General features: G+C 71.2%; 15 protein-coding genes and 1 pseudogene. 5 read left to right on the top strand and 11 right to left on the bottom strand.

The window, feature by feature from the left end:
* Positions 1 to 42 precede the first annotated feature (42 nt).
* Positions 43 to 2,286 (top strand): WD40/YVTN/BNR-like repeat-containing protein, encoded by a 2,244-nt coding sequence (locus ACIBU0_RS41300; protein WP_398829233.1) that lies wholly within the window; start codon positions 43 to 45, stop codon positions 2,284 to 2,286.
* Between the two features lie 85 nt (positions 2,287 to 2,371).
* Here ACIBU0_RS41300 and ACIBU0_RS41295 read toward each other — a convergent pair whose 3' ends face one another.
* The 4 genes from ACIBU0_RS41295 to ACIBU0_RS41280 all read right to left on the bottom strand — a co-directional run bounded on the left by ACIBU0_RS41295 (position 2,372) and on the right by ACIBU0_RS41280 (position 6,399).
* Positions 2,372 to 2,782, bottom strand: coding sequence for a VOC family protein (locus ACIBU0_RS41295; RefSeq protein WP_398829230.1), 411 nt, complete (start codon positions 2,780 to 2,782; stop codon positions 2,372 to 2,374).
* 99 nt (positions 2,783 to 2,881) lie between these two features.
* Positions 2,882 to 4,780: a molecular chaperone HtpG gene (gene htpG, locus ACIBU0_RS41290; RefSeq protein ID WP_398829228.1), complete on the bottom strand. Its 1,899-nt coding sequence runs from the start codon at positions 4,778 to 4,780 to the stop codon at positions 2,882 to 2,884.
* 120 nt (positions 4,781 to 4,900) lie between these two features.
* Positions 4,901 to 5,614, bottom strand: coding sequence for a class F sortase (locus ACIBU0_RS41285; RefSeq protein ID WP_398829225.1), 714 nt, complete (start codon positions 5,612 to 5,614; stop codon positions 4,901 to 4,903).
* A gap of 128 nt (positions 5,615 to 5,742) precedes the next feature.
* Positions 5,743 to 6,399: a hypothetical protein gene (locus ACIBU0_RS41280; protein ID WP_398829222.1), complete on the bottom strand. Its 657-nt coding sequence runs from the start codon at positions 6,397 to 6,399 to the stop codon at positions 5,743 to 5,745.
* A 303-nt stretch (positions 6,400 to 6,702) separates the two neighbouring features.
* On the opposite strand from ACIBU0_RS41280, the gene ACIBU0_RS41275 reads away from it, so the two are divergent.
* Positions 6,703 to 7,782, top strand: a complete 1,080-nt coding sequence (locus ACIBU0_RS41275; protein WP_398829219.1) for an acyltransferase family protein — start codon at positions 6,703 to 6,705, stop codon at positions 7,780 to 7,782.
* Here the strand turns inward: ACIBU0_RS41275 and ACIBU0_RS41270 are convergent.
* The 3 genes from ACIBU0_RS41270 to ACIBU0_RS41260 form a co-directional block, all read right to left on the bottom strand.
* Positions 7,748 to 8,344, bottom strand: coding sequence for a TetR/AcrR family transcriptional regulator (locus ACIBU0_RS41270; protein ID WP_398829216.1), 597 nt, complete (start codon positions 8,342 to 8,344; stop codon positions 7,748 to 7,750). The two genes, ACIBU0_RS41275 and ACIBU0_RS41270, sit on opposite strands and share 35 nt — an antisense overlap.
* Positions 8,345 to 8,363: 19 nt before the next feature.
* Positions 8,364 to 10,427 (bottom strand): discoidin domain-containing protein, encoded by a 2,064-nt coding sequence (locus tag ACIBU0_RS41265; RefSeq protein WP_398829213.1) that lies wholly within the window; start codon positions 10,425 to 10,427, stop codon positions 8,364 to 8,366.
* Positions 10,428 to 10,605: 178 nt separating this feature from the next.
* Complete coding sequence (locus ACIBU0_RS41260) at positions 10,606 to 11,382, bottom strand: class I SAM-dependent methyltransferase (RefSeq protein ID WP_398829322.1); 777 nt, start codon at positions 11,380 to 11,382, stop codon at positions 10,606 to 10,608.
* Positions 11,383 to 11,627: 245 nt separating this feature from the next.
* Here ACIBU0_RS41260 and ACIBU0_RS41255 point away from each other — a divergent pair.
* Together ACIBU0_RS41255 and ACIBU0_RS41250 are read left to right on the top strand one after the other, a co-directional pair.
* Positions 11,628 to 12,032: pseudogene (locus tag ACIBU0_RS41255) on the top strand (CPBP family intramembrane glutamate endopeptidase); the annotation flags it as partial.
* Positions 12,033 to 12,166: 134 nt separating this feature from the next.
* Positions 12,167 to 12,328 carry a type II CAAX prenyl endopeptidase Rce1 family protein gene (locus tag ACIBU0_RS41250; RefSeq protein ID WP_398829210.1) on the top strand — a complete coding sequence of 54 codons (162 nt, stop codon included), beginning with the start codon at positions 12,167 to 12,169 and terminating at the stop codon, positions 12,326 to 12,328.
* A gap of 28 nt (positions 12,329 to 12,356) precedes the next feature.
* On the opposite strand, the gene lpdA is transcribed toward ACIBU0_RS41250, so the two are convergent.
* The 3 genes from lpdA to ACIBU0_RS41235 all read right to left on the bottom strand — a co-directional run bounded on the left by lpdA (position 12,357) and on the right by ACIBU0_RS41235 (position 18,174).
* Complete coding sequence (lpdA, locus tag ACIBU0_RS41245; RefSeq protein WP_398829208.1) at positions 12,357 to 13,769, bottom strand: dihydrolipoyl dehydrogenase; 1,413 nt, start codon at positions 13,767 to 13,769, stop codon at positions 12,357 to 12,359.
* Positions 13,770 to 13,924: 155 nt separating this feature from the next.
* A complete protein-coding gene (locus tag ACIBU0_RS41240; protein WP_398829206.1) occupies positions 13,925 to 14,809 on the bottom strand; it encodes a hypothetical protein in 885 nt (294 codons plus the stop codon).
* A 170-nt stretch (positions 14,810 to 14,979) separates the two neighbouring features.
* Positions 14,980 to 18,174, bottom strand: a complete 3,195-nt coding sequence (locus ACIBU0_RS41235) for an amidohydrolase family protein (protein ID WP_398829204.1) — start codon at positions 18,172 to 18,174, stop codon at positions 14,980 to 14,982.
* 195 nt (positions 18,175 to 18,369) lie between these two features.
* Between ACIBU0_RS41235 and ACIBU0_RS41230 the strand changes: the two genes are divergently transcribed.
* Positions 18,370 to 18,768 carry an ACT domain-containing protein gene (locus ACIBU0_RS41230; RefSeq protein WP_398829201.1) on the top strand — a complete coding sequence of 133 codons (399 nt, stop codon included), beginning with the start codon at positions 18,370 to 18,372 and terminating at the stop codon, positions 18,766 to 18,768.
* Positions 18,769 to 18,784: 16 nt separating this feature from the next.
* Here the strand turns inward: ACIBU0_RS41230 and ACIBU0_RS41225 are convergent, their stop codons facing one another.
* Positions 18,785 to 19,375 carry a hypothetical protein gene (locus ACIBU0_RS41225; RefSeq protein ID WP_398829199.1) on the bottom strand — a complete coding sequence of 197 codons (591 nt, stop codon included), beginning with the start codon at positions 19,373 to 19,375 and terminating at the stop codon, positions 18,785 to 18,787.
* Between the last annotated feature and the right edge of the window lie 6 nt (positions 19,376 to 19,381).

Below are 19,381 nucleotides of genomic sequence, written 5' to 3'. Positions count from 1 at the left end.
GTCATTGCCGCTTGAGGTGGCCATGACGATGGAAGGGGCTTCATGGGCAGAGGTCTGCTGTCTCTGGTTCTCGCCGCGGTCACGGGGGCCGCGTTACTCGCGGCCCCCGCGGCCGCCGCACCGACCCCACCGTCCGGATCGGCCGCGCCGCCCGGCCCCTCCGATGTGTACCGGCCGGTGCGTGGGCCGGCCGCCCCCGCGGAGTACCGCTACCTCCAGAAGACCCTGCCGGGTGAGTCGCTTCCGCGCCACGCCCATGACCTCGCCACCGCACAGGCCCGTGAACTGCCGACCGTCGGCGGGCGCTGGAAGAGCGTCGGGCCCACCAACATCGGCGGGCGGGTCGTCTCCCTCGCCCTCGACCCGAAGCGTGCCGACACCGTGTACGCGGCGGCCGCGAGCGGCGGGCTGTGGCGCAGCACCGACGCCGGCGCGACGTTCCACTCGGTGTGGCCCGACAGCTGGACGCAGGCCATGGGCGCGGTGGCCACCGGCCCCGACGGCACGCTGTACGTCGGCACCGGCGAGCCCAATCCGGGCGGCGGGAGCATCACCTACGAAGGGACGGGGCTGTACCGCAGCCGGGACGGCGGCCGTACCTGGAAGCCGGTCGGCCTGCGTGACTCCGGCGCGATCAGCGCCATCACCGTCGACCCCGCGAACCCGCGCCGCATCTACGTGGCAGCGGCCGGCTCGCTCTACAACGGCGGCGGCGACCGCGGCGTCTACCGCTCGGAGGACGGCGGCACCACCTGGAAGCGGATCCTCGCCGGCGCCAACGAGTTCACCGGCGCCACCGAGATCGCCGTCGACGGCGACCGGCTCTACGCCGTGCTGTGGGACCACCGCAGGACACCCGAGCTGCGGACGTACGGCGGTGTCGGCTCGGGTGTCTTCCGCAGCACGGACGACGGCGCGACCTGGCGGCGGCTCGGCGGCGGACTGCCCGCGGCCGGCCCGGACGTGGGACGCATCGGCCTCGCGGTCGCGGGCGAGAAGCTCTATGCCATCGTCAACAGGACCAGCGGCCCCTTCGAGGGCTTCTACGCCTCGGCCGACGGCGGCGACAGCTGGACCCGCACTCCGGCCGATGACACTCTGACGGGCTCGCAGTCCAGCTTCGGCTGGTGGTTCGGCAAGGTGTGGACCGACCCCCGGGACAGTGCGCACGTCCATGTGGCGGGCGTGCCCCTGATGACCACGAAGGACGGCGGCGGCACCTGGACGGCCGACGACACCGGCATGCACGTCGACCAGCACGCCATGGTGTGGGACCCGCGTCACCCGGGCCGCGTCTACCTCGGCAACGACGGCGGCGTCTACCGCTCCGACGCCGGCGGCGACGGCGGCTGGGTCAAGTCCCGGCACCAGCCGTACACCCAGCTCTACAGTGCGGCGATCAGCCCGCAGGACGTCACCCGGATCTCGGGCGGCGCCCAGGACAACGGCTCGCTGCGGTCCTGGGGCGGGGAGACGTTCAACGAGTACCTCGGCGGCGACGGCGAGGAGAACCTGATCAACCCGACCGACGTGAACAACGTCTACGCCTGCTACCAGTACGGCAACTGCTTCAGCTCCACCGACGGCGGCGACACGCTCACGTACTTCGCGGACCGGACGACGTACAAGCGCCGGAACTGGTTCACGCCGGTGGTCTTCGACCCGCAGAACCCGAAGGTCCTCTACTACGGCTCGGAGGTGCTGAACCGCTCCACGGACGGCGGCGCGACCTGGCAGCCCATCAGCCCCGACCTGAGCGGCGGCCCGGGCCCCGACCCGATCTACACCAACTACGGCACGATCACCTCGGTCGCCCCGGCGTCCGACGGGCGGACCGTCTACGCCGGAACGGACGACGGCCGCGTCTGGGTCACGAGGGACCTCGGGGCGAGCTGGACGAAGCTGGCCGAGGGACTGCCCTGGGTGACCCGGGTGGTCGTGGACCCGAAGAACCCCGACCGTGTCTGGACCACCCATTCCGGATACCGCTCGGGCTCCCCGCTGGCCCATGTCCACGGCAGCACCGACGGCGGACGGCACTGGCGGAACCTGTCGGGCGACCTCCCGGCCGCGCCCGTCAACGACCTGGTCGTCGCCCGCGGCGGCATCCTCCACATCGCCACCGACCAGGGCGTCTTCACCAGCGTCAAGGGCGGCGGCCACTGGCTGCGCCTCGGCCGCGGCATGCCGCAGGTGCCGGTCGACGACATCGAGTACGACGCCGGGCACCACCGCCTGGTGGCCGCTACCTTCGGCAGGGGCTTCTACGAGCTGACCACGGCCTGAGCACCGACCGGCCCGGCGCACCCGGATGCGGCGGTGAGCACCTCGACCGCCGCATCCGCCCCGCGCTCCTGCGGCTCGCCCGCGCTCAGCCGCCCTGGCCGGCGATGTTGACCATCCAGGTGATGCCGAAACGGTCCGTACACATGCCGAAGACGTCGCCCCACATCTGCTTGTCCAGCGGCACGGTCACATGGGCGCCGTCGGACAGCTTCTCCCAGTAGCCGCGCAGTTCGTCCTCGTCGTCGCCGCTCAGGCTCACGGAGAAGTTGTTGCCCGGCTTGTGGTCGTCCGTGGGCGTGTCGGCGCCCATCAGCGTGAAGCCGCTGGGGGTCTCGAGCATGCCGTGCATGATCTTGTCGGCCATCGGGGTGTCCTTCTGGCCGAACTCGCCGTACGTGTTGAGCGTCAGGGTGCCGCCCAGGACCTCCTTGTAGAACTCCATCGCCTGCCGGGCGTCACCGGCGAACGTGATGTAGGGGTTGAGACGCGAGGCCATGATTCCTCCCAGGACAGGGCCAGAAGCCGACTACTGGGAAGCTAGCGCGGGCCACTGACAATGGCCCGCGCTCACGCCCGGATGGCCTACGGCACCGGGCTACAGGGTCCGCTCCAGCCGGTCCGCCACCAGCTTCACGAAGCGGGCCGGATCCTTGGGCTGGCCGCCCTCGGCGAGCACCGCCAGCGTGTGGAGCAGCTCCGCGGACTCGGCGAGGCCCGCGCGGTCCTCGCGCTCCTTGTACGCCTGGTGCAGGCCCTTCACCAGCAGGTGGTCGGGGTTGAGCTCCAGGATCCGCTTGGTGCGCGGCACCTCCTGACCCATCGCCCGGTACATGTTCTCCAGGGCCGGGGTCAGGTCGTGCGCGTCGGACACGACACAGGCCGGGGAGACGGTGAGCCGCGTCGACAGGCGCACCTCCTTGATGTCCTCGTCCAGCTGCTCCCGCATCCAGCCGAGCAGCCCGGCGTACTCCTCGGCCTGCTTCTCGCGCGCCTCGTCGGCCTTCTCGTCCCCCTCGGCGCCGAGGTCGATCTCTCCCTTGGCGACCGACCGCAGCTTCTTGCCCTCGTACTCGCCGACGGTGTCGACCCACACCTCGTCGACGGGGTCGGTGAGCAGCAGCACCTCGATGCCCTTGTCCCGGAACGCCTCCATGTGCGGGGAGTTCTCGATGCTCTGCCGGGACTCGCCGGTGATGTAGAAGATGTCGTCCTGACCGTCCTTCATCCGCTCCACGTACTGCGCGAGCGTGGTCGGCTCGTCCTCGGCCTGCGTGGTCGCGAACGAGGCGACGGCGAGGATGGCCTCACGGTTGTCGGAGTCGGTGACCAGGCCCTCCTTGAGGACCGTGCCGAACTCCCGCCAGAAGGTGCCGTAGCGCTCCTTGTCCTTGGTCATGATCTCCTTGACCGTGGACAGGATCTTCTTCGTCAGCCGGCGCTGCATCATCCGGATGTGCCGGTCCTGCTGGAGGATCTCGCGGGAGACGTTGAGCGAGAGGTCCGCCGCGTCGACGACGCCCTTGACGAAGCGCAGGTAGGGCGGCAGCAGCGCCTCGCAGTCGTCCATGATGAAGACGCGCTTCACATAGAGCTGGACGCCGCGCTTGAAGTCCCGCGTGAACAGGTCGTGCGGGGCGTGCGACGGGATGAACAGCAGCGACTGGTACTCGAACGTGCCCTCCGCCTGCAGCCGGACGGTCTCCAGCGGCTCGCGCCAGTCGTGGCTGATGTGCTTGTACAGCTCGTGGTACTCGTCGTCGGACACCTCGTCACGCGAACGCGCCCACAGGGCCTTCATCGAGTTCAGCGTCTCGGGCTCGGGTGCGTCGTCGCCCTCCCCCGCCTCCGGGACCATCCGGATCGGCCAGGTGATGAAGTCCGAGTAGCGCTTGACGATCTTCCTGATCGTCCACGGAGAGGTGTAGTCGTGCAGCTGGTTCTCGGGGTCGGCGGGCTTGAGGTGGAGCGTGACGGACGTGCCCTGCGGCGCGTCGTCGACGGTCTCCAGCGTGTACGTGGCCTCTCCGCGCGACGTCCAGCGGGTCCCCTTGCTCTCCCCGGCGCGCCGGGTCACCAGCGTCACCTCGTCGGCCACCATGAAGCCGGAGTAGAAGCCGACGCCGAACTGGCCGATGAGCCCCTCGGCCCCGGCGGCGTCCTGGGCTTCCCGCAGCTCCTTCAGGAACGTGGCCGTCCCCGAGTTGGCGATGGTGCCGATGAGCTGCCCGACCTCGTCGTACGACATCCCGATGCCGTTGTCCCGCACGGTGAGGGTGCGGGCGTCCTTGTCGATGTCGATCTCGATGTGCAGATCGGTCACGTCGGCGTCGAGCGTGTCGTCCCGCAGCTTTTCGAGGCGGAGCTTGTCCAGCGCGTCGGAGGCGTTGGAGACGAGCTCGCGCAGGAAGACATCCTTGTTCGAGTAGACCGAGTGGATCATCAGCTGGAGCAGCTGACGGGCCTCTACCTGGAACTCAAACGTCTCGGTCGGCATGGTTCGCGACTACCTCACAGGTTCAGTCACCGGAACTGGTCGCAGTCACTGTAAGACACGAGGTCAGCGCGGAGTGCGGCGGTTCGGAAAGGAGCCCTGGGCGGCGGCCGGCCGAGGGGGTCAGGCGAGGTGGGCGAAGACGACCAGGTTCGCGGTGTAGTCCCTGGCCTGACGGTCGTAGGCCCCCGCGCAGGTGATCAGCCGGACCTGGGCCGTGGGGGTGTCGGCGTAGACCCGATTGCTCGGGAAGGTGTCCTTGTCGAACTGCTCCACGCTGTCGACCACGAAGGACGCCTTGCGCCCGTCCGCTCGCAGCACCTGGAAGCGGTCGCCCTTCTCCAGCTCGCTCAGGTTCACGAACACCGCGGCGGACGTCGCCGTGTCCACGTGTCCGGCGATGATCGCCGTGCCCCTCTCGCCGGGAGAGGCGCCTTTGGCGTACCAGCCGACGAGGTTGATGTCGTGGGCCGGCGGGGGTTCGAGCCGGCCCGAGGGGCCGATGGCGAGGTCGGTGAAGGGCGCGTTGACCGAGATCTTGGGGATGAGCAGGCGGATCGGCCGGGACCTCGGCAGGTGCTTGCCCAGGTCTTGCGGGGCGGACGAGGACCGCTCGGCCGCCGGAGCGGACGAGGCGACCGCGGGTGGAGCGTGGGGCGCGCGGTGGGCTTCCGGGGCTGCGTTCCGGCCGTCGGGCAGGGTCACCACCAGCACGACGGCGGCGACCGCGCTCCAGAACGTCGTCACAGCCGTCCGCCGTATCCGCCGTGAGAGCGCGGAACCCTCGTCCGAAGGGACCGGGTCGACATCGGGGGACGGGGGACGGCCGACGGCCATCGGGCACCACCTCATTCGGGCATGACAGCGGACACGACAAAGGGAAGAGGGAGTGAGGGCGGGAGCGGGGCCGCCGCGACGCGCGACGCACGTGCGGCGGCCTCAGCGGCTATGTCGTCGGGCATCGGTCAGGCGACGGTTCCTGAGGCCTTCTTGCGCCGCAGGGCGTAGATGCCGGTGCCCGCGACCGCCAGCGCGGCCAGGCCACCGGCCGTGACACCCGCCGGGTCGGCGAGGCCGCCGCCGCCGGTGTGCATCCCGCCGTGCGGCTTGCCGTGGTCGTCGCCCCACGACTCCTTGCCGTGGTCGCCGCCCCAGGAGTCCTCCTCGTGGTCGCCCTTCCACGAGTCGTCCTTGCCGTGGTCACCTCCCCAGGAGCCCTTGTCGTGGCCGCCGCCCCAGTCGTCCTCGCTGTTCACGAGGGCCAGCGCTCCGCCACCCGTGTGCATCCCGCCACGAGGCTCGTCGTGCTTGCCTTCCTTGCCGGAGCCCTTGTCGTGCTCCTTGTCGTGGCCGCCGCCCCAGTCGTCCTCCTCGTTCACGAGGACCAGCGCTCCGCCGCCCGTGTGAACTCCGCCGCGCGGCTCGTCGTGCTTGCTTTCCTTTCCGTGCTCCTTGCCGTGATCCTTGTCGTGCTCCTTGCCGGAGTCCTCTTCCTGCTTCTTGCTGTGGGAGGACGAGTCTTCCTGGTCCCAGTCACCAGCCGTGATGGCGTAGGCGGCGGGTGTGATCGCCAGTGCGGCCGTGGCCGTCGCGGTGGCGAGCAGCATGCGAACAGAGCGCATAGGTGAGTCCTTCCGTCACGGCCTGGGCGGCTGACGCTTCATCACCACTGGAGCCAGGCCTTGACGTGATCCACCGTCAGCCATGGGTTGCGGACGCACCATTCCGGAGCGTTCACACGGGTTACGACCACACCCCTACGGCCCTGTCCGCACGTCCTCCCGTGTGGATCACCGCCCGGCGAGGTTTACGCCGTCCGGAAGTGGTGAGGCGCGGGGGATGTCCCAGCACATCCGCACAGCCGTCGCTCTTGTCAGACCCGCACGCGAGCGCGTGGGCTTCCCGCGTGGCGCCCAGGGGGCCGTGTGGTGAGCGAAGCCGTACAGACCGCTCCCGCTCGCGTCACGACCCCCTCACCTGGGCCTTCGAAGCAGCGGGACGCGTTCTTCGACAACGCCAAGTACGCGGCGATCGTGTTGGTGGCGGTGGGACACGCGTGGGAGCCGCTGCGGGACGGCAGCCGGACCGTAACCGCCATGTACATGCTCGTGTACGCCTTCCACATGCCGGCCTTCATCGTCGTCTCCGGCTACTTCTCGCGCGGCTTCGACGGCCGCCCGGAGCGGCTGAAACGCCTGGTCACCGGTCTGGTCGTGCCGTATGTGATCTTCGAGACGGCGTACACCCTCTTCACCCGGTGGACCGATCAGGAACCGGACCGCCCGATCAGCCTGCTGGATCCGCTGTATCTGACGTGGTTCCTCGCGGCCCTGTTCCTGTGGCGGCTGACCACCCCGCTGTGGCAGCGGGTGCGCATGCCACTGCCGCTCGCGCTCGCCCTGGCGATGCTGGCCACCCTGTCGCCGTCCATCGGCAAGGACCTCGACCTGCAGCGCACCCTGCAGTTCCTGCCGTACTTCGTGCTGGGTCTGGCCTTGAAGCCGGAGCACTTCCGGCTGGTCCGGCGCCGTGCGGTGCGGATCGCGGCCGTGCCGGTGTTCGCGTGCGCGTTCGTGGTGGCGTACTGGGCGGTGCCGCGGATGACGGGCGGCTGGTTCTACCACCGTGACAGCGCCGAGGCACTGGGCGCGCCCGCGTGGTACGGGGTCGTGATGACGCCGGTGCTGTTCGCCTGCTCGCTGGTCCTCGTGGCCTGCTTCCTCGCCTGGGTGCCCGGGCGGCGGATGTGGTGCACCGCGCTGGGCGCGGGCACCCTGTACGGCTATCTGCTGCACGGCTTCGTCGCGCAGGGTTCCAAGTACTGGGGCTGGTACGACCCCGCCTGGATCCACGAGCCGCTGGGCGCGGTCGTCGTGACCGTCGTCGCCGCGGTGGTCGTGACCGTGCTGTGCACCCCGCCCGTGCGGCGCGCCCTGCGATTCGTGGTGGAGCCGGAGCTCGGGTGGCTGTTCAAGCCTCGCGGACCAGCCCGGCAACGTGCGTGATGACCGTGTCGAGGATGTCCTTCCAGGCGCCCTCGTCGCCGAGCACGAGGTGGTTGAGGGTCAGCCCGTCGGTCATGGCGGCCAGGTAGCGGGCCAGGGTGGGGGCGGGTACGCGCAGCCGCAGGCCCATGGTCTGCCGCAGCTGGTCGATGAGGTCGGCGTACGTCTCGGCGTACAGCTCGTACTGCCGTCGGGCCAGGTGCTCGAATCCGGGCTGGCGCAGGGCGTACTGGGTCAGCTCGTAGGTGAGCATGTGCTCGTCGGGGTGGGCGCGGACGTGGTCCCAGTACGCCTGGAAACCGGCCCGGATGGTCTCCTCCAGGGTGTCCCGGGGCCGTATCGCCTCCTTCACCAGCGTCACGTAGTGCTCGGTGATGGTGGTGATGACGGACTCGATCAGCTCCTGCTTGGAGTCGAAGCAGTAGTGGAAGACGCTCAGCGAGACGCCCGCCTCGGCGGCGATGGACCGGGTCGTCGTCCTGGGGACGCCGTCCCGGGCCATCGCCCTGATGGCCGCCTCGGTGAGCTGTCGCCGCCGCTCGGCGGACGGCAACCGTGCCATGGAGCCCCTCTCGTGGGTGTCAGCTGCTGTGGACGCCGACCTCGTAGAGGGAGTAGCCCCAGTCGGTGCCGCGGTCCAGCCCCTGGATGCGTACGTATCTGGCCGGTGTGCCGGTGAACCTGGCCGTGTCCAGGCCGCCGTCGCCGGAGGTCGTGGACCAGACGGTCCTCCAGTTCGCGCCGTCGGTGGAGAGGTCGATGCGGTACGACTTGCCGTACGCCCGCTCCCAGTCGAGGGTGACCCGCTTGACCAGCTGGGTGGACCCGAGGTCGAGCCGGTACCACTGGTCGTCGCTCCAGTCGCTCGCCCAGCGGGTGCCGCCGTCGCCGTCCACGGCGCGCTGCGGCTGGTAGCTGGTGAACAGGCTCCACTCGGACGAACTCGCCGACGCGGTGGCGCCGCGCGCGAGATTGACGCCGGCCTTGTGGTTCTCCGCGGCCGCCCAGGTGCCGAGGTAGGACTCGGCGCCGCGGAAGAGGTCGTCCACCGTGTCCTGGCCGCCGACGCGGCGGATGTCCTCGATCCAGTCCGGGACGAGGCCGTAGTGCGCGGCGCCGTCGGTGTTCAGGTCCCAGGTGCGCTCGCCGGTGGTCTGCCGGTCGATGACGGAGCCGCCGTCGACGCTCTTGAAGGGGTACGTCACCTTGTTGGGGGCGTCCGCACCGCGCGGGCCCGGCCAGCCGCCGACGCCGTTCATGTCGGTGCCGTAGCCGTAGCCGACGCCGTACTTGTCGCGCAGGGCCTCCGTGCGCTTCGCCTCCGCGACGAAGCCCTCGGAGCCGTGCATGTACTGGGCGATGAAGCCGCCGAGGCCGTAGACCCGTTCGGTCCAGTTCAGGTCCATCCAGCTGTGCGAGGAGAGCACGCCGGGGTACGACTCGGCCTCGAAGATGTCGAGTGCGCGGCCGGTGGCCTTGACGCTCATGTGGTCGATCTCGAGCATCATCTTGCGCTTCATCATGCCCCGCACGGCGTACTCACCGAGTTCGGTGAGCCCGCGGACGTTGCACTGGGCGTCCGAGCTGTACGAGGGGACCTCCACGCCCGCAGGGAGCTTCCCCTCGGCTTCGGCCGCCGAGGCGTTGCCGATGGGGTTGTCGTGCTGGGGGCCGGTGCACTTCTCGGTCTTCCAGAAGGTGCCGGTCGACAGGAACTGGCCCACGTTGATGGCCGTTCCGAGGGTGCCCGAGTCGAAGCGGACGCCGCACAGGGCGTTGTCGAACTTGTGGCACAGGAACATGCTGCGCACGCCCAGCGCGTACAGCTCGTCCAGCCCCTTGTCGATGTCCTCCTTGCTGCACTGCGGGATGTCGAGGATCTGCTTGCAGCCGAACGGCTCGGAGGTCTCGACGCCGAGAATGACCGCCAGCTTGCCCTGCTCGATGACCTGACGGGCCTGCGCGCTGTCGGTGACGACGCGGAACCAGCCCTTGCCGGTGCCGCCGTACATCTTGTCGATGAAGGCCTGCATGTCGTACGTCAGCTTGGCCTGCAGCCGGATGGAGGTCATCTCGTCGCAGCTGCGGTCCTTGAAGAAGTACACGGAGCAGATCACGCCGTTGGTGACGAGGTCGTTGACCAGCACCCGCTGGCCGCCGCGCCAGGCCCGCTCGATCCAGGCGTAGTAGTTCTGCTGGTGGGTCAGCGAGTCGTGCGCGGGCCAGTCCTTGAAGGTGGGCCAGCCGACCGGGTCGTGCTTGCCGTCACCGCCCTTGGTGATGAAGTCGAAGACCGCGAGCGAGCCGTCGGGGTAATGCTCCGGGCAGTCCTTGAGGGCATCGGCCACGCCCTGCTCGGAGAACGCCTTTCCGCAGATCAGACGGCCGCCGAAGGCCTCGTTGGAGAGGATGTGGTCGTGGGCGTCGACGAAGCCGCGCACCTCGCCCTTGGCGTTGGTGCCGGTGAAGGGCTCGCCCGTGACGTTGATCTGCGAATCCGGCGCGGGGCGTGCGGTCGGCTCCCACCAGTTGGTTCCGGCCGCCGAGCTGGGGGTCGGGCCCAGGGCGACGGACAGCACGAGAAGGAGGAGCGACACAACGGTGACGTTCTTGCGTCTGCGGTACGGGCGTCCGGCACTGGTCACGGCCCATGTCCCTCGGTCGGCGGGATGGCGGGGTCGGCTTGTCATGACCTCGCAATATGTGCGACGAGGATGGCCACTGGCGCATGCCGAGTCAAGAGTCCGGGACAGATGACCTACTGGCCGGTACTGGACGCAGTACTGACGGGGACTCCGCTGGGGAGTCCGGTGGGGGCTGCCTTCACGCCGCGTGGGTGACCCGGATTTTCGACTGGCCGTGCGGCAGTTCCTCCCAGTCCGTCATGAAGCGGGCCCGCAGGCCGTGCTTCTCGGCCAGGGCCACGAGGGTCTCGGTGCGGTAGTAGAAGTCCTCCCGCAGGACGTGGTGTTCCTCGCCCTCCGTGCGGTCGAAGGTGAAGTCGAACCAGCCGCCCGGGGCGAGCACCCGGCCGACGTGGGCCAGGCACTCCTCGATCACCGGGAGCGGCGAGTGCGAGAAGACGCTGTGTGCGTGGACGACGTCGAAGTGGGCGTCGGGCAGGAACCGCAGCGTCAGGTCGGGCACCGGGGTCAGCGTGGGGAGCCGCTGCTGCAGGCCCATCTCCACGATGGTGTCCTGCGCGGCGAAGAGGATGTCGGGCGAGATGTCGATGCCGTAGTAGTGACCGGGGTCGAGGTGGCGGATGAACCGCCAGCCGCCCCGCAGGTTGCCGCAGCCGATCTCCAGCATCCGGTGCTCGGGGCGCAGCCCGTGCCCGACGAGATAGTCGAACTGCATCGCCCCGAGCGCCAGCCACCGCGCGCGACTGTGACTGCCGACTGCGGCATCGGGGTCCGTGCGGGTGTCGGAGCGCATCACGGCGCGGTAGTAGGAGACATGGTCCGGGTGGCGGCGGCGCAGCCACAGGTCCCGGGCGGTGCGGGCCAGATGGCGGGGCACGCGGTCGGGGTGGCGCAGGGCGTAGGCGAGGCGATGGCCGAGGGCCGCGCGGTTGGCGGTGAGGTTCTTGGCCGGCATGGGCATCGTGCCTTCCTGCGGACATCGTGCCTTCCTGGAGCGGGACCCTCGGCGGGCGAACACCGTGCTGGACAACGCCACGTGCAGGGCCGTACCACCGAGGATGCTCAACGGGGCGTTGCGGCGCCACAGGTGCAGGCCGACGGTTGGCCCCGACTGCTCCGGCCGCGTCGCCGCTGCCGACCACGCCGGCCGCAACGCACTCCTCACCGGCATTCCCTGCAGCGGGGCATCCTGGAACCCGGATGCCGATCGCCTGTGCACTCACCGTTCTCGCCGCCGCGAACCTGCTGAACAACTGGCTCGCGCGCAGCCCCGTCCTGTACGTGGTCGTCTGCGTCGGCGCGACGGCCGTTCTGCTGCTCCTCGCCCGCTGGGACGGTCTCTCCCGGGCCGACCTGGGGCTCGACGCGGCGGGGTTGCGGCGGGGACTGCGGTGGGCTCCCGGCCTGGCGGGGATCGTGCTCCTGGTCCTGCTGCTCCTTGTGGCCGTTCCGGCCGGGCGCGAGGCGTTCCAGGACTCCAGGGCGGCGGGCCTGTCCGCGGGACGGCTGCTGTGGGTTGCGCTGGTGCGGGTGCCGTTCGGGACCGTGCTGCTGGAGGAGACCGCCTTCCGGGGCGTGCTGTGGGCGATGATCCGGCGCCGGCGCGGGACGGTATGGGCCACCGCCGGGTCGTCGCTGCTGTTCGGGCTGTGGCACCTGCTGCCGTCCCGCGGCGTCAACCGCTCCAACGCCGCCGTCGGCTCGGTCTTCGGCGACGGCCCGGCCGGCGTGGCCCGACCGTGGCCGTGGCGATCGCGGCCACGGCCGCCGCCGGGGTCGTCCTGTGCGAACTGCGCCGCCGCTCCGGCAGCCTGTTGGCGCCGATGGCCCTGCACTGGGCGGTCAACGGCTTCGGTTACGCATGCGCCTGGGCGGCGGCCCGCTGGTGGCTCGGCGACTGAAGCACCGGGCGGGCCACCGCAGCGGGCCTCAGAAGTTGATCATGTGGCCCGCGAGGCCGTGGACCGCTTCCTTGACCGCCTCGCCGAGGGTCGGGTGGGCATGGACGTTGCGGGCGACCTCATGCACGGTCAGGTCCCACTGCTGGGCCAGGGTCAGCTCGGGCAGCAGTTCGGTGACGTCCGGGCCGATGAGGTGGCCGCCGATCAGTTCGCCGTACCGCGCGTCGCTGATCAGCTTCACGAAGCCGGTGGCGTCGCCCAGACCGTGCGACTTGCCGTTCGCGGTGAACGGGAACTTCGCCACCTGCACGTCGTAGCCCAACTCCCGGGCCTGGGCCTCGGTGTAGCCGAAGCTGGCGATCTGCGGCTGGCAGTAGGTGGCGCGCGGGATCATCGCGTAATCCAGCTCCATCGTCTCGGCGTCCGCGATGGTCTCGGCGGCGACGATGCCCATCGCCTCGGCGGCGTGCGCGAGCATCAGCTTCGCCGTCACGTCGCCGATGGCGAAGATGTGCGGCACGGAGGTACGGCAGCGGCCGTCGACGTCGATCGCGCCGCGCTCGGTGACGGCCACGCCGGTCCGGTCCAGGCCGTAGCCCTCGACATTGGGCTGGAAACCGATCGCCTGCAGCACCTTGTCGGCCTCCAGGACCTGCTGCGAGCCGTCCTTGGCGGTGACGGTGACACGGACCTGCGGGCCGGACTCGTCGATGGCGTCGACGCGGGTGGCGGTCATCACGTCGATGCCCAACCGGCGGTACTGCTTGGCGAGTTCGGTGGAGACCTCCGCGTCCTCCAGCGGGGTCATCCGGTCCAGGAACTCGACGATGGTGACCTTCACGCCGTAGTTGTGGAGCACATAGGCGAACTCGACGCCGATCGCCCCGGCGCCCGCGATGACGATGGACTGCGGCAGCTCCTCGGCCAGGATCTGCTCCTCGAACGTCACCACACGCGCGCTGCGCCGGGTGCCCGGCAGCAGTTTCGGCGTGGCTCCGGTGGCGATGATGCAGTGGTCGAAGCCGATGGTGCGGGTGTTGCCCTCGTAGTCGGTGACCTGGAGGGTGTGCGGGTCGAGGAAGGTGCCGCGGCCGTCGTACTCGGTGATCTTGTTCTTCTTCATCAGGTAGTGGACGCCCTTGACCCGGCCGTCGGCGACCTTGCGGCTGCGGCGGAACGCCTCGCCGTAGTCGAAGCTGACCTGCCCGTCCACCTTGATGCCGAAGGTCTTCGCCTCGCGTGTGAAGATGTGCGCCAGTTCGGCGTTGCGCAGCAGGGCCTTGCTGGGAATGCAGCCCACGTTCAGGCAGACGCCGCCCCAGTACTTCTCCTCCACGACCGCCACCCGCTTGCCCAGCTGGGCGGCGCGGATGGCGGCGACGTAGCCGCCCGGGCCCGCGCCGAGGACCACGACATCGAAGCGCTCGTCCTGCTCGACCATGGAACGTCTTCCTTCCTGAGGGCGTCGTCCTGCTCTGCCGGAGCCGGACTCCGTCAGGGAACGGGGTCCGGCTTCTTCCAGCATGACCGCATCGACGGGATCTTGTGGCGATGCGGGAGAGTGACGGTGATCTCAGGTCGGCCGCGCTCGCTCGGTCAGCCGAGGCAGAGGACGTTGAGCACGCACAGCTGCGCCGGCGAGGTCTCCTCGGGCGCGGGGGCCGTCTGCGAGGGAGACGTCGCCGAGTCCGAGCCGTCCGTCGGCGTCGGGGTGGGAGTCGCCGTCTGCTGCTGCCCGGCCGACGTGCCACCGCTGTCGCCCGTGCTCGTTCCGCCGGACGCCGAGGTGCCGGTCTGCGCCTGCGGGGGCGTCGCCGCCGTCGTGAGCGGAGTGCCGGCCGCGTCCGGTCGGGTGAACTGCCGCGTGGTGCGCGGCGCGGTGTCGGACTCCCGGCGCCCGGTGTCGGACTCCCCACGCCCGGCGTCGGTCGGGGAGGGCTGCGACGTCCGCGTGTCGGTGCGCGAGGTCTTGTGGGTGTCCGGCGGGGTGGACGCCGGGCGGGTGAGCTCCGACTCCTGTTGCGGGAGCCCCACGTTCGGCCGTTCCGGGGCGGTGGCCGCCTGGGCCTTGTCCACGGCGCCCCGGTTCATCGCCGAGACGGTCAGTCCGCCGCCGACCAGTGCGACGGCGGTCGCGACCACGGCCCTGCGCTGGTTCTTCTTCCAGCGGGCGCGCTGGCGACGCCGTGCCGCCCGGCCCTCCGGCACGGCGGGTACGCCGTCCAGATCGGCGGACGGCTCGGCGGGAGCCTCTTCGGTGCCGGCCGACGACGGCGCCGTCTCGTCCCGGAAGTAGCCGTCGTACCAGGTGTCCTCGGCGGTCGGCTCCCACGCCGGTGTTCCGGTGTCGGCCGCGCCGGGCGCCGCCGACATGGCGGGACCCGCGACCGCGGAGGGAGCGATGTCCGGGGCGTAGGCGCCGCACCCGGGGCACACGAGGGCCCCGTTGAGATGCCGACGGCACGAGGAGCAGTAGTCCATCTGTGGTCTTTCTGGGTTGCTGCGCCTTCGGCCCGTGCGGCCGCGGCCTGGTCACATTCGTATAAACAGTTGAGCGGTCAAACGCTAACGAGCCTTTGGAGCGGCTGTGTGCAGTCCATGTGATGCTTCTGCGCAGATGTCCCAGGAAGCGCGTGGGGACCATGACCGGCTCACAGGTCACAGCAGCCCTCGCGGCGCATACGGCGGCTCACCTCCAGCCACTCCTCGGCCACCCGCCGCTCCGTCCCGGCGTCGAAGGCGTCCAATGCGCCGAAGGAGGCGACCAGTTCGGCCCGCTCGAACGGGACGCCGCCGCGCAGGACCGCCACCGTGCGGATCAGCGTGGCGAAGTCGGTGAACGGGTCGCCGTCCACGACCGTGAGGTCGGCGAGCTTGCCCTCCTCCACGGTGCCCAGGTCGGCGTCGGCGCCGAAGACGCGCGCGGGCAACAGCGTGGCGGTGTGCAGCGCCTCGGCCGGTGACAGGCCGGCGGCGTGCAGGGCGCGCAGGGCCAGGTGCAGATGCAGTCCGACCGGGACGAGCGGCTGGTCCGTGCCGAGGGCGACCAGGCCGCCGCCCGCGAGGATCCGCCGGTAGACGTCCGTCTCCCGGGCCAGCGTGGCCAGTTGGGCGTCGGTGGGCGGTTGTGCGGCCTGCCGGCGGACGAGCGCGGTGTCCCACGGCGGCATGAGGACGGTGACGCGCGGGTCGTCCGCGAGCGCGGGGTCGGCGCCGAGGAGGGCCCCTGCCGTGAAGGGCGTGGCGACGAGGTGGAAGTCGGTGGCGGTGTAGATCTCCACGACGTCCTGGCAGGCACGCCCCGCCGCGGAGGTCGCGTGCCCGAACTCCAGGCGCTGCGTGGCCTGCAGATGGGTCGTCAGGTCCTGCCCCACCTGCACGCCCGGCGTGCACAGATGGCTGCCGCTGCGCACCCCGAGCCGCTCGTGCCCGAACTGAGCGGCCTCCTTCATCACCCAGCCCGGAGCCCGTACGTACGTCTTCACGAAGTCCCAGTCCAGCGCGGCCCCGCGGGCCAGCGAACGGCGCAGTCCCTCGCGGGTGCGGTGGGCACGGCCCATGCTGTAGGCGACCCGCGCCCCGTCGAGCAGTTCGCCGGTGGTCAGCAGCCGGGGTCCGGCGAGGGCCCCGGCGGCGACCGCTTCCCGGATGCGGGCCTGCTCGTAGGCGAAGCCGCCCAGTGAGACGGCCGTCGTGATGCCGTACGCGAGTTGGAGCGCGGTCTGGCGGCCGCCGTACGTGGACTGCCAGGGGTGGGTGTGCGCGTCCCACAGGCCCGGGATCACCGTGCGGTCGCTCGCGTCGATGCGGCGTGCGGCCGGGCGGCGGCCGGCGCGGTGCGGGGCCACCTCCGCGATCCGGCCGGCGCGGATCACGACGTCGATGTCCTCGCGGACGTCAGGACCGGTGCCGTCCCAGAAGCGGCCCGCGTGCACGACCGTGTCGGCCGGGCGCGGTCTGCGGTGGTCCAGCGGGATGCGGACGGTACGGGTCCGGCCGGTGCCGATGTCCATCAGGCGCAGGGTGCCCGCCGAAAGGTAGAGCAGGGTGCGGGCGTCGGCGGACCAGGACGGATGATCGGCGGGCTCGGTGGTGAGCGGGCGGGGCTCGCCGTCCGGGGTGCCGTCGGACCGGACCGGCAGCAGCCACAGGGCCGACTCGGCGACCACGGCCATCCAGCGGCCGTCCGGGGACCAGACGGGCCCGGAGTCGTAGCGGTCGGAGAGGGAGGTGTGGGGGGCGAGGGCATGCAGGGCGGCGGCTGTGGTGGTCGTGTCGACGACCCGGATGAGGTTGTAGCCCTCACGGAAACGCTGGTTGAGGCGGTTGCGGTCGCACAACGCCACATACCGGCCGTCGGGCGACCAGCTGGGGCGTCCGGGCAGCCCGCCCGCCCCGAGCGGCGCGGCGAGGACCTGTTCGCCGCCGCCGGGCAGGTCGCGCACCACGAGGTTGCCGGACATGTCCAGGCAGGCCAGCCGCGTCCCGTCGGGCGAGAGGGCGGGGAAGACACGGCCGCCCTCGGCGAGCACGGTCTCCTCGCCGGAGCCGAGGTCACGGCGTCGTACGGCGAACAGCCCGTCCCGGTCGTCGGCGTACACCAGCGCCGTCCCGTCGGGCGTCCAGGCCGGCGCCGACACATAGCGGGTGGTGGGGACTTGGAGGACCCTGCGGGGTGGGCGGCCGCCCGTCGTGCCGCCGATCCACAGCGCGTTGAGCGCGGCGAAGGCGACGCGGCGGCCGTCCGGTGACAGGGCGGGCAGGTGCAGGGCGCGGACGGGGCGGGTGCCGGCGCCCTCGAAGTCGTACGCCTTTCCGCGGTAGCGCGGGCGGCGCACGGGCAGCGCGGCCGTGAACGGGATCTCCTCGCTGCCGCCCGGGGCCCGCGGGTCGAGCAGGCGGAAGTGTCCGTCGACGTTGAGGAGCAGCCGCTCGTCGTCCGTCCAGCGGGGCGGCGCGGGGAGGAGGTCGCCCGCCACGGCGACCGGTTCCCCGTCCACCACGAGGGTGCAGGATGCCGCGGGCGAGGCCGTGGTGCGCAGGTGGGCCAGACGCCCGGCGGGCGAGACGGCGGGGGTCATGAGCTGGGCGCCGGAGTCGTCGGTGCGCTCGGTGGTGACCGGGCCCGAGCCGTCGGCGGCCACCGACGCGACGGTGGCCGCGCGGAGGCCGCCCGTCGCGGTGACGGCGGCGCGCACGAACAGCACGCGCTCCCCGTCCGGCGACCACGCCGGGTCGAAGTCCTCCCAGCGGGCGTCCTGGCCGGGGCCCTGCTGTCCGGGGCGCCCGGTGAGCCGGGTCAGCGCGCCGGTACGCACGTCCACGGTCCAGATCCGGTACGGCGCACCGGTCACGGTGTCGCCGCCGCGCTCGGAGGCGAACGCGATCCGGGTGCCGTCCGGCGACCAGGCCGGACCCCGGTCGTCCCACGGCCCGTCGGTGAGCTGCCGCAGCCCGGTGCCGTCGGGCCGCAGCGTCCAGAGGTGGAAGCCTCCGCCGCGGTACGCACAGACGACGAGGCGGCTGCCGTCAGGCGAGAACTGGGGACGCGTCGGTTCGAGGCCGGGCGAGGTGAGGGGAACGGCGGTGCCGCCCTTTCGCGGAATGGACCAGAGCACGTTCTGCACCTCCGCGACCAGCCGGTCACCGGACGGGGCGAGGGTCGCGGATCCGCCGGTCGCGGCGGTGAGGGTCAGCGTGTCCGTACCGGAGGCGGCGGCCACGCCCGGCGCACTGGCGGTGCCGAACGCCGTCGCGGTGACGCCGGCGGTGGCGGTGGCCTGGAGGAATCCGCGGCGGGAAAGCGGGCCGAGGCGGAAGGGCGCGGCGGTGTCTTCGGTGTCCAAGGAGGCTCCCAGTGCGCGGAGTTGGCGGATCGGACGGGAGAGACCACTGGGGGCAACGTACGGGGCGAAGCGCGGTTACGGATCCCGCCGCGGCGTTTCTCGGCCGATCTCGGCCACTCGGCGCATCCGGTGTGCCGTATCCCGGTCCGGGTGCAGCGCCTGCGAACGTGCGGGGACGCCGGTACGCTCTCGATCATGGCTGGTGAACGTGACCTGCAGAAATTGCTGAACGGCATGCGCCCGGAGCTGAACCCTGGCCGCTATGTGTTCACCACGGTCGAGGGTCGCGTCCCCTCCGGCGTCACCCCGGTGGTCACGGTCGCCGAACCGGAGGGCCTCACCGTGGTCGCACGGCAGCAGGAGGCCGACGCGGCGGGGATGGCCTACGACTATGTGGCGGGCTGGATCACGCTGCGCGTCCACTCGGCGCTGGAGGCGGTGGGCCTGACCGCGGCCGTCTCGCGAGAGCTCGCCGACGCCGGCCTGAGCTGCAACGTGGTGGCCGGCTTCCATCACGACCACCTGTTCGTGCCGGCCGAGGACGCCGACCGGGCGGTGGCCGTCCTGGAGGACTTGGCGCGCCGCTCCGCCTGAGGCCGGACCGGAAAGATCAGACCAGAAAGAGCAGTTGGACGGCGACGAGGACGTCGATGACGCCGCACCACTCGGCGAACGTACGGGAGACGACCTTGTCGAGCCTCAGGTGCACGAAGTCCCATACGCCGTGGAAGAACCAGCCGGCCGCCAGCAGATGGCGGCCCAGGTCCGGGTCCACCGCCAGCCCGGCCAGCGCGAGCCCGCAGAAGACGAGCGCGCCGACGGCCTGCACACCGAACGCGGCCCGCCCGTGGGGTGTTCCGCGGACGGCTCCCCAGGCCAGGAGGACCAGCGCCAGGGCGACGAGAGCCGTCGAGGGGGCGACCACGTCCTGGAAGGGGAGAGCGAACACGGCCACCAGCCCGGCCCCGAGCACCGGCCAGGTGGCCTGCGGCTTACCGATCTGGTTGACGACCAGATAGATCAGAGGCAGCAACGGCAGGGTCTCGCCGAAGCCACCGACCGCGTCCGCCACGTCCTGCGAGCCGGATGCGGTCACGTTGAGGGCGACGACCGCGACGGCCAGCGCCGTGGGCCAGCGCCGCTTGAGCATCGCGGCCGGGTGGGGCCGGTCGGCGGCGGGGTGGGAGGCAGAGCTGGACATGGGGCG

The sequence above is a fragment of the Streptomyces sp. NPDC049627 genome (assembly GCF_044465645.1).
Classification (GTDB): Bacteria; Actinomycetota; Actinomycetes; order Streptomycetales; family Streptomycetaceae; genus Streptomyces.
Note: the sequence above shows the minus strand (reverse complement) of the source record. Positions and strands in the feature narration are given on the sequence as shown.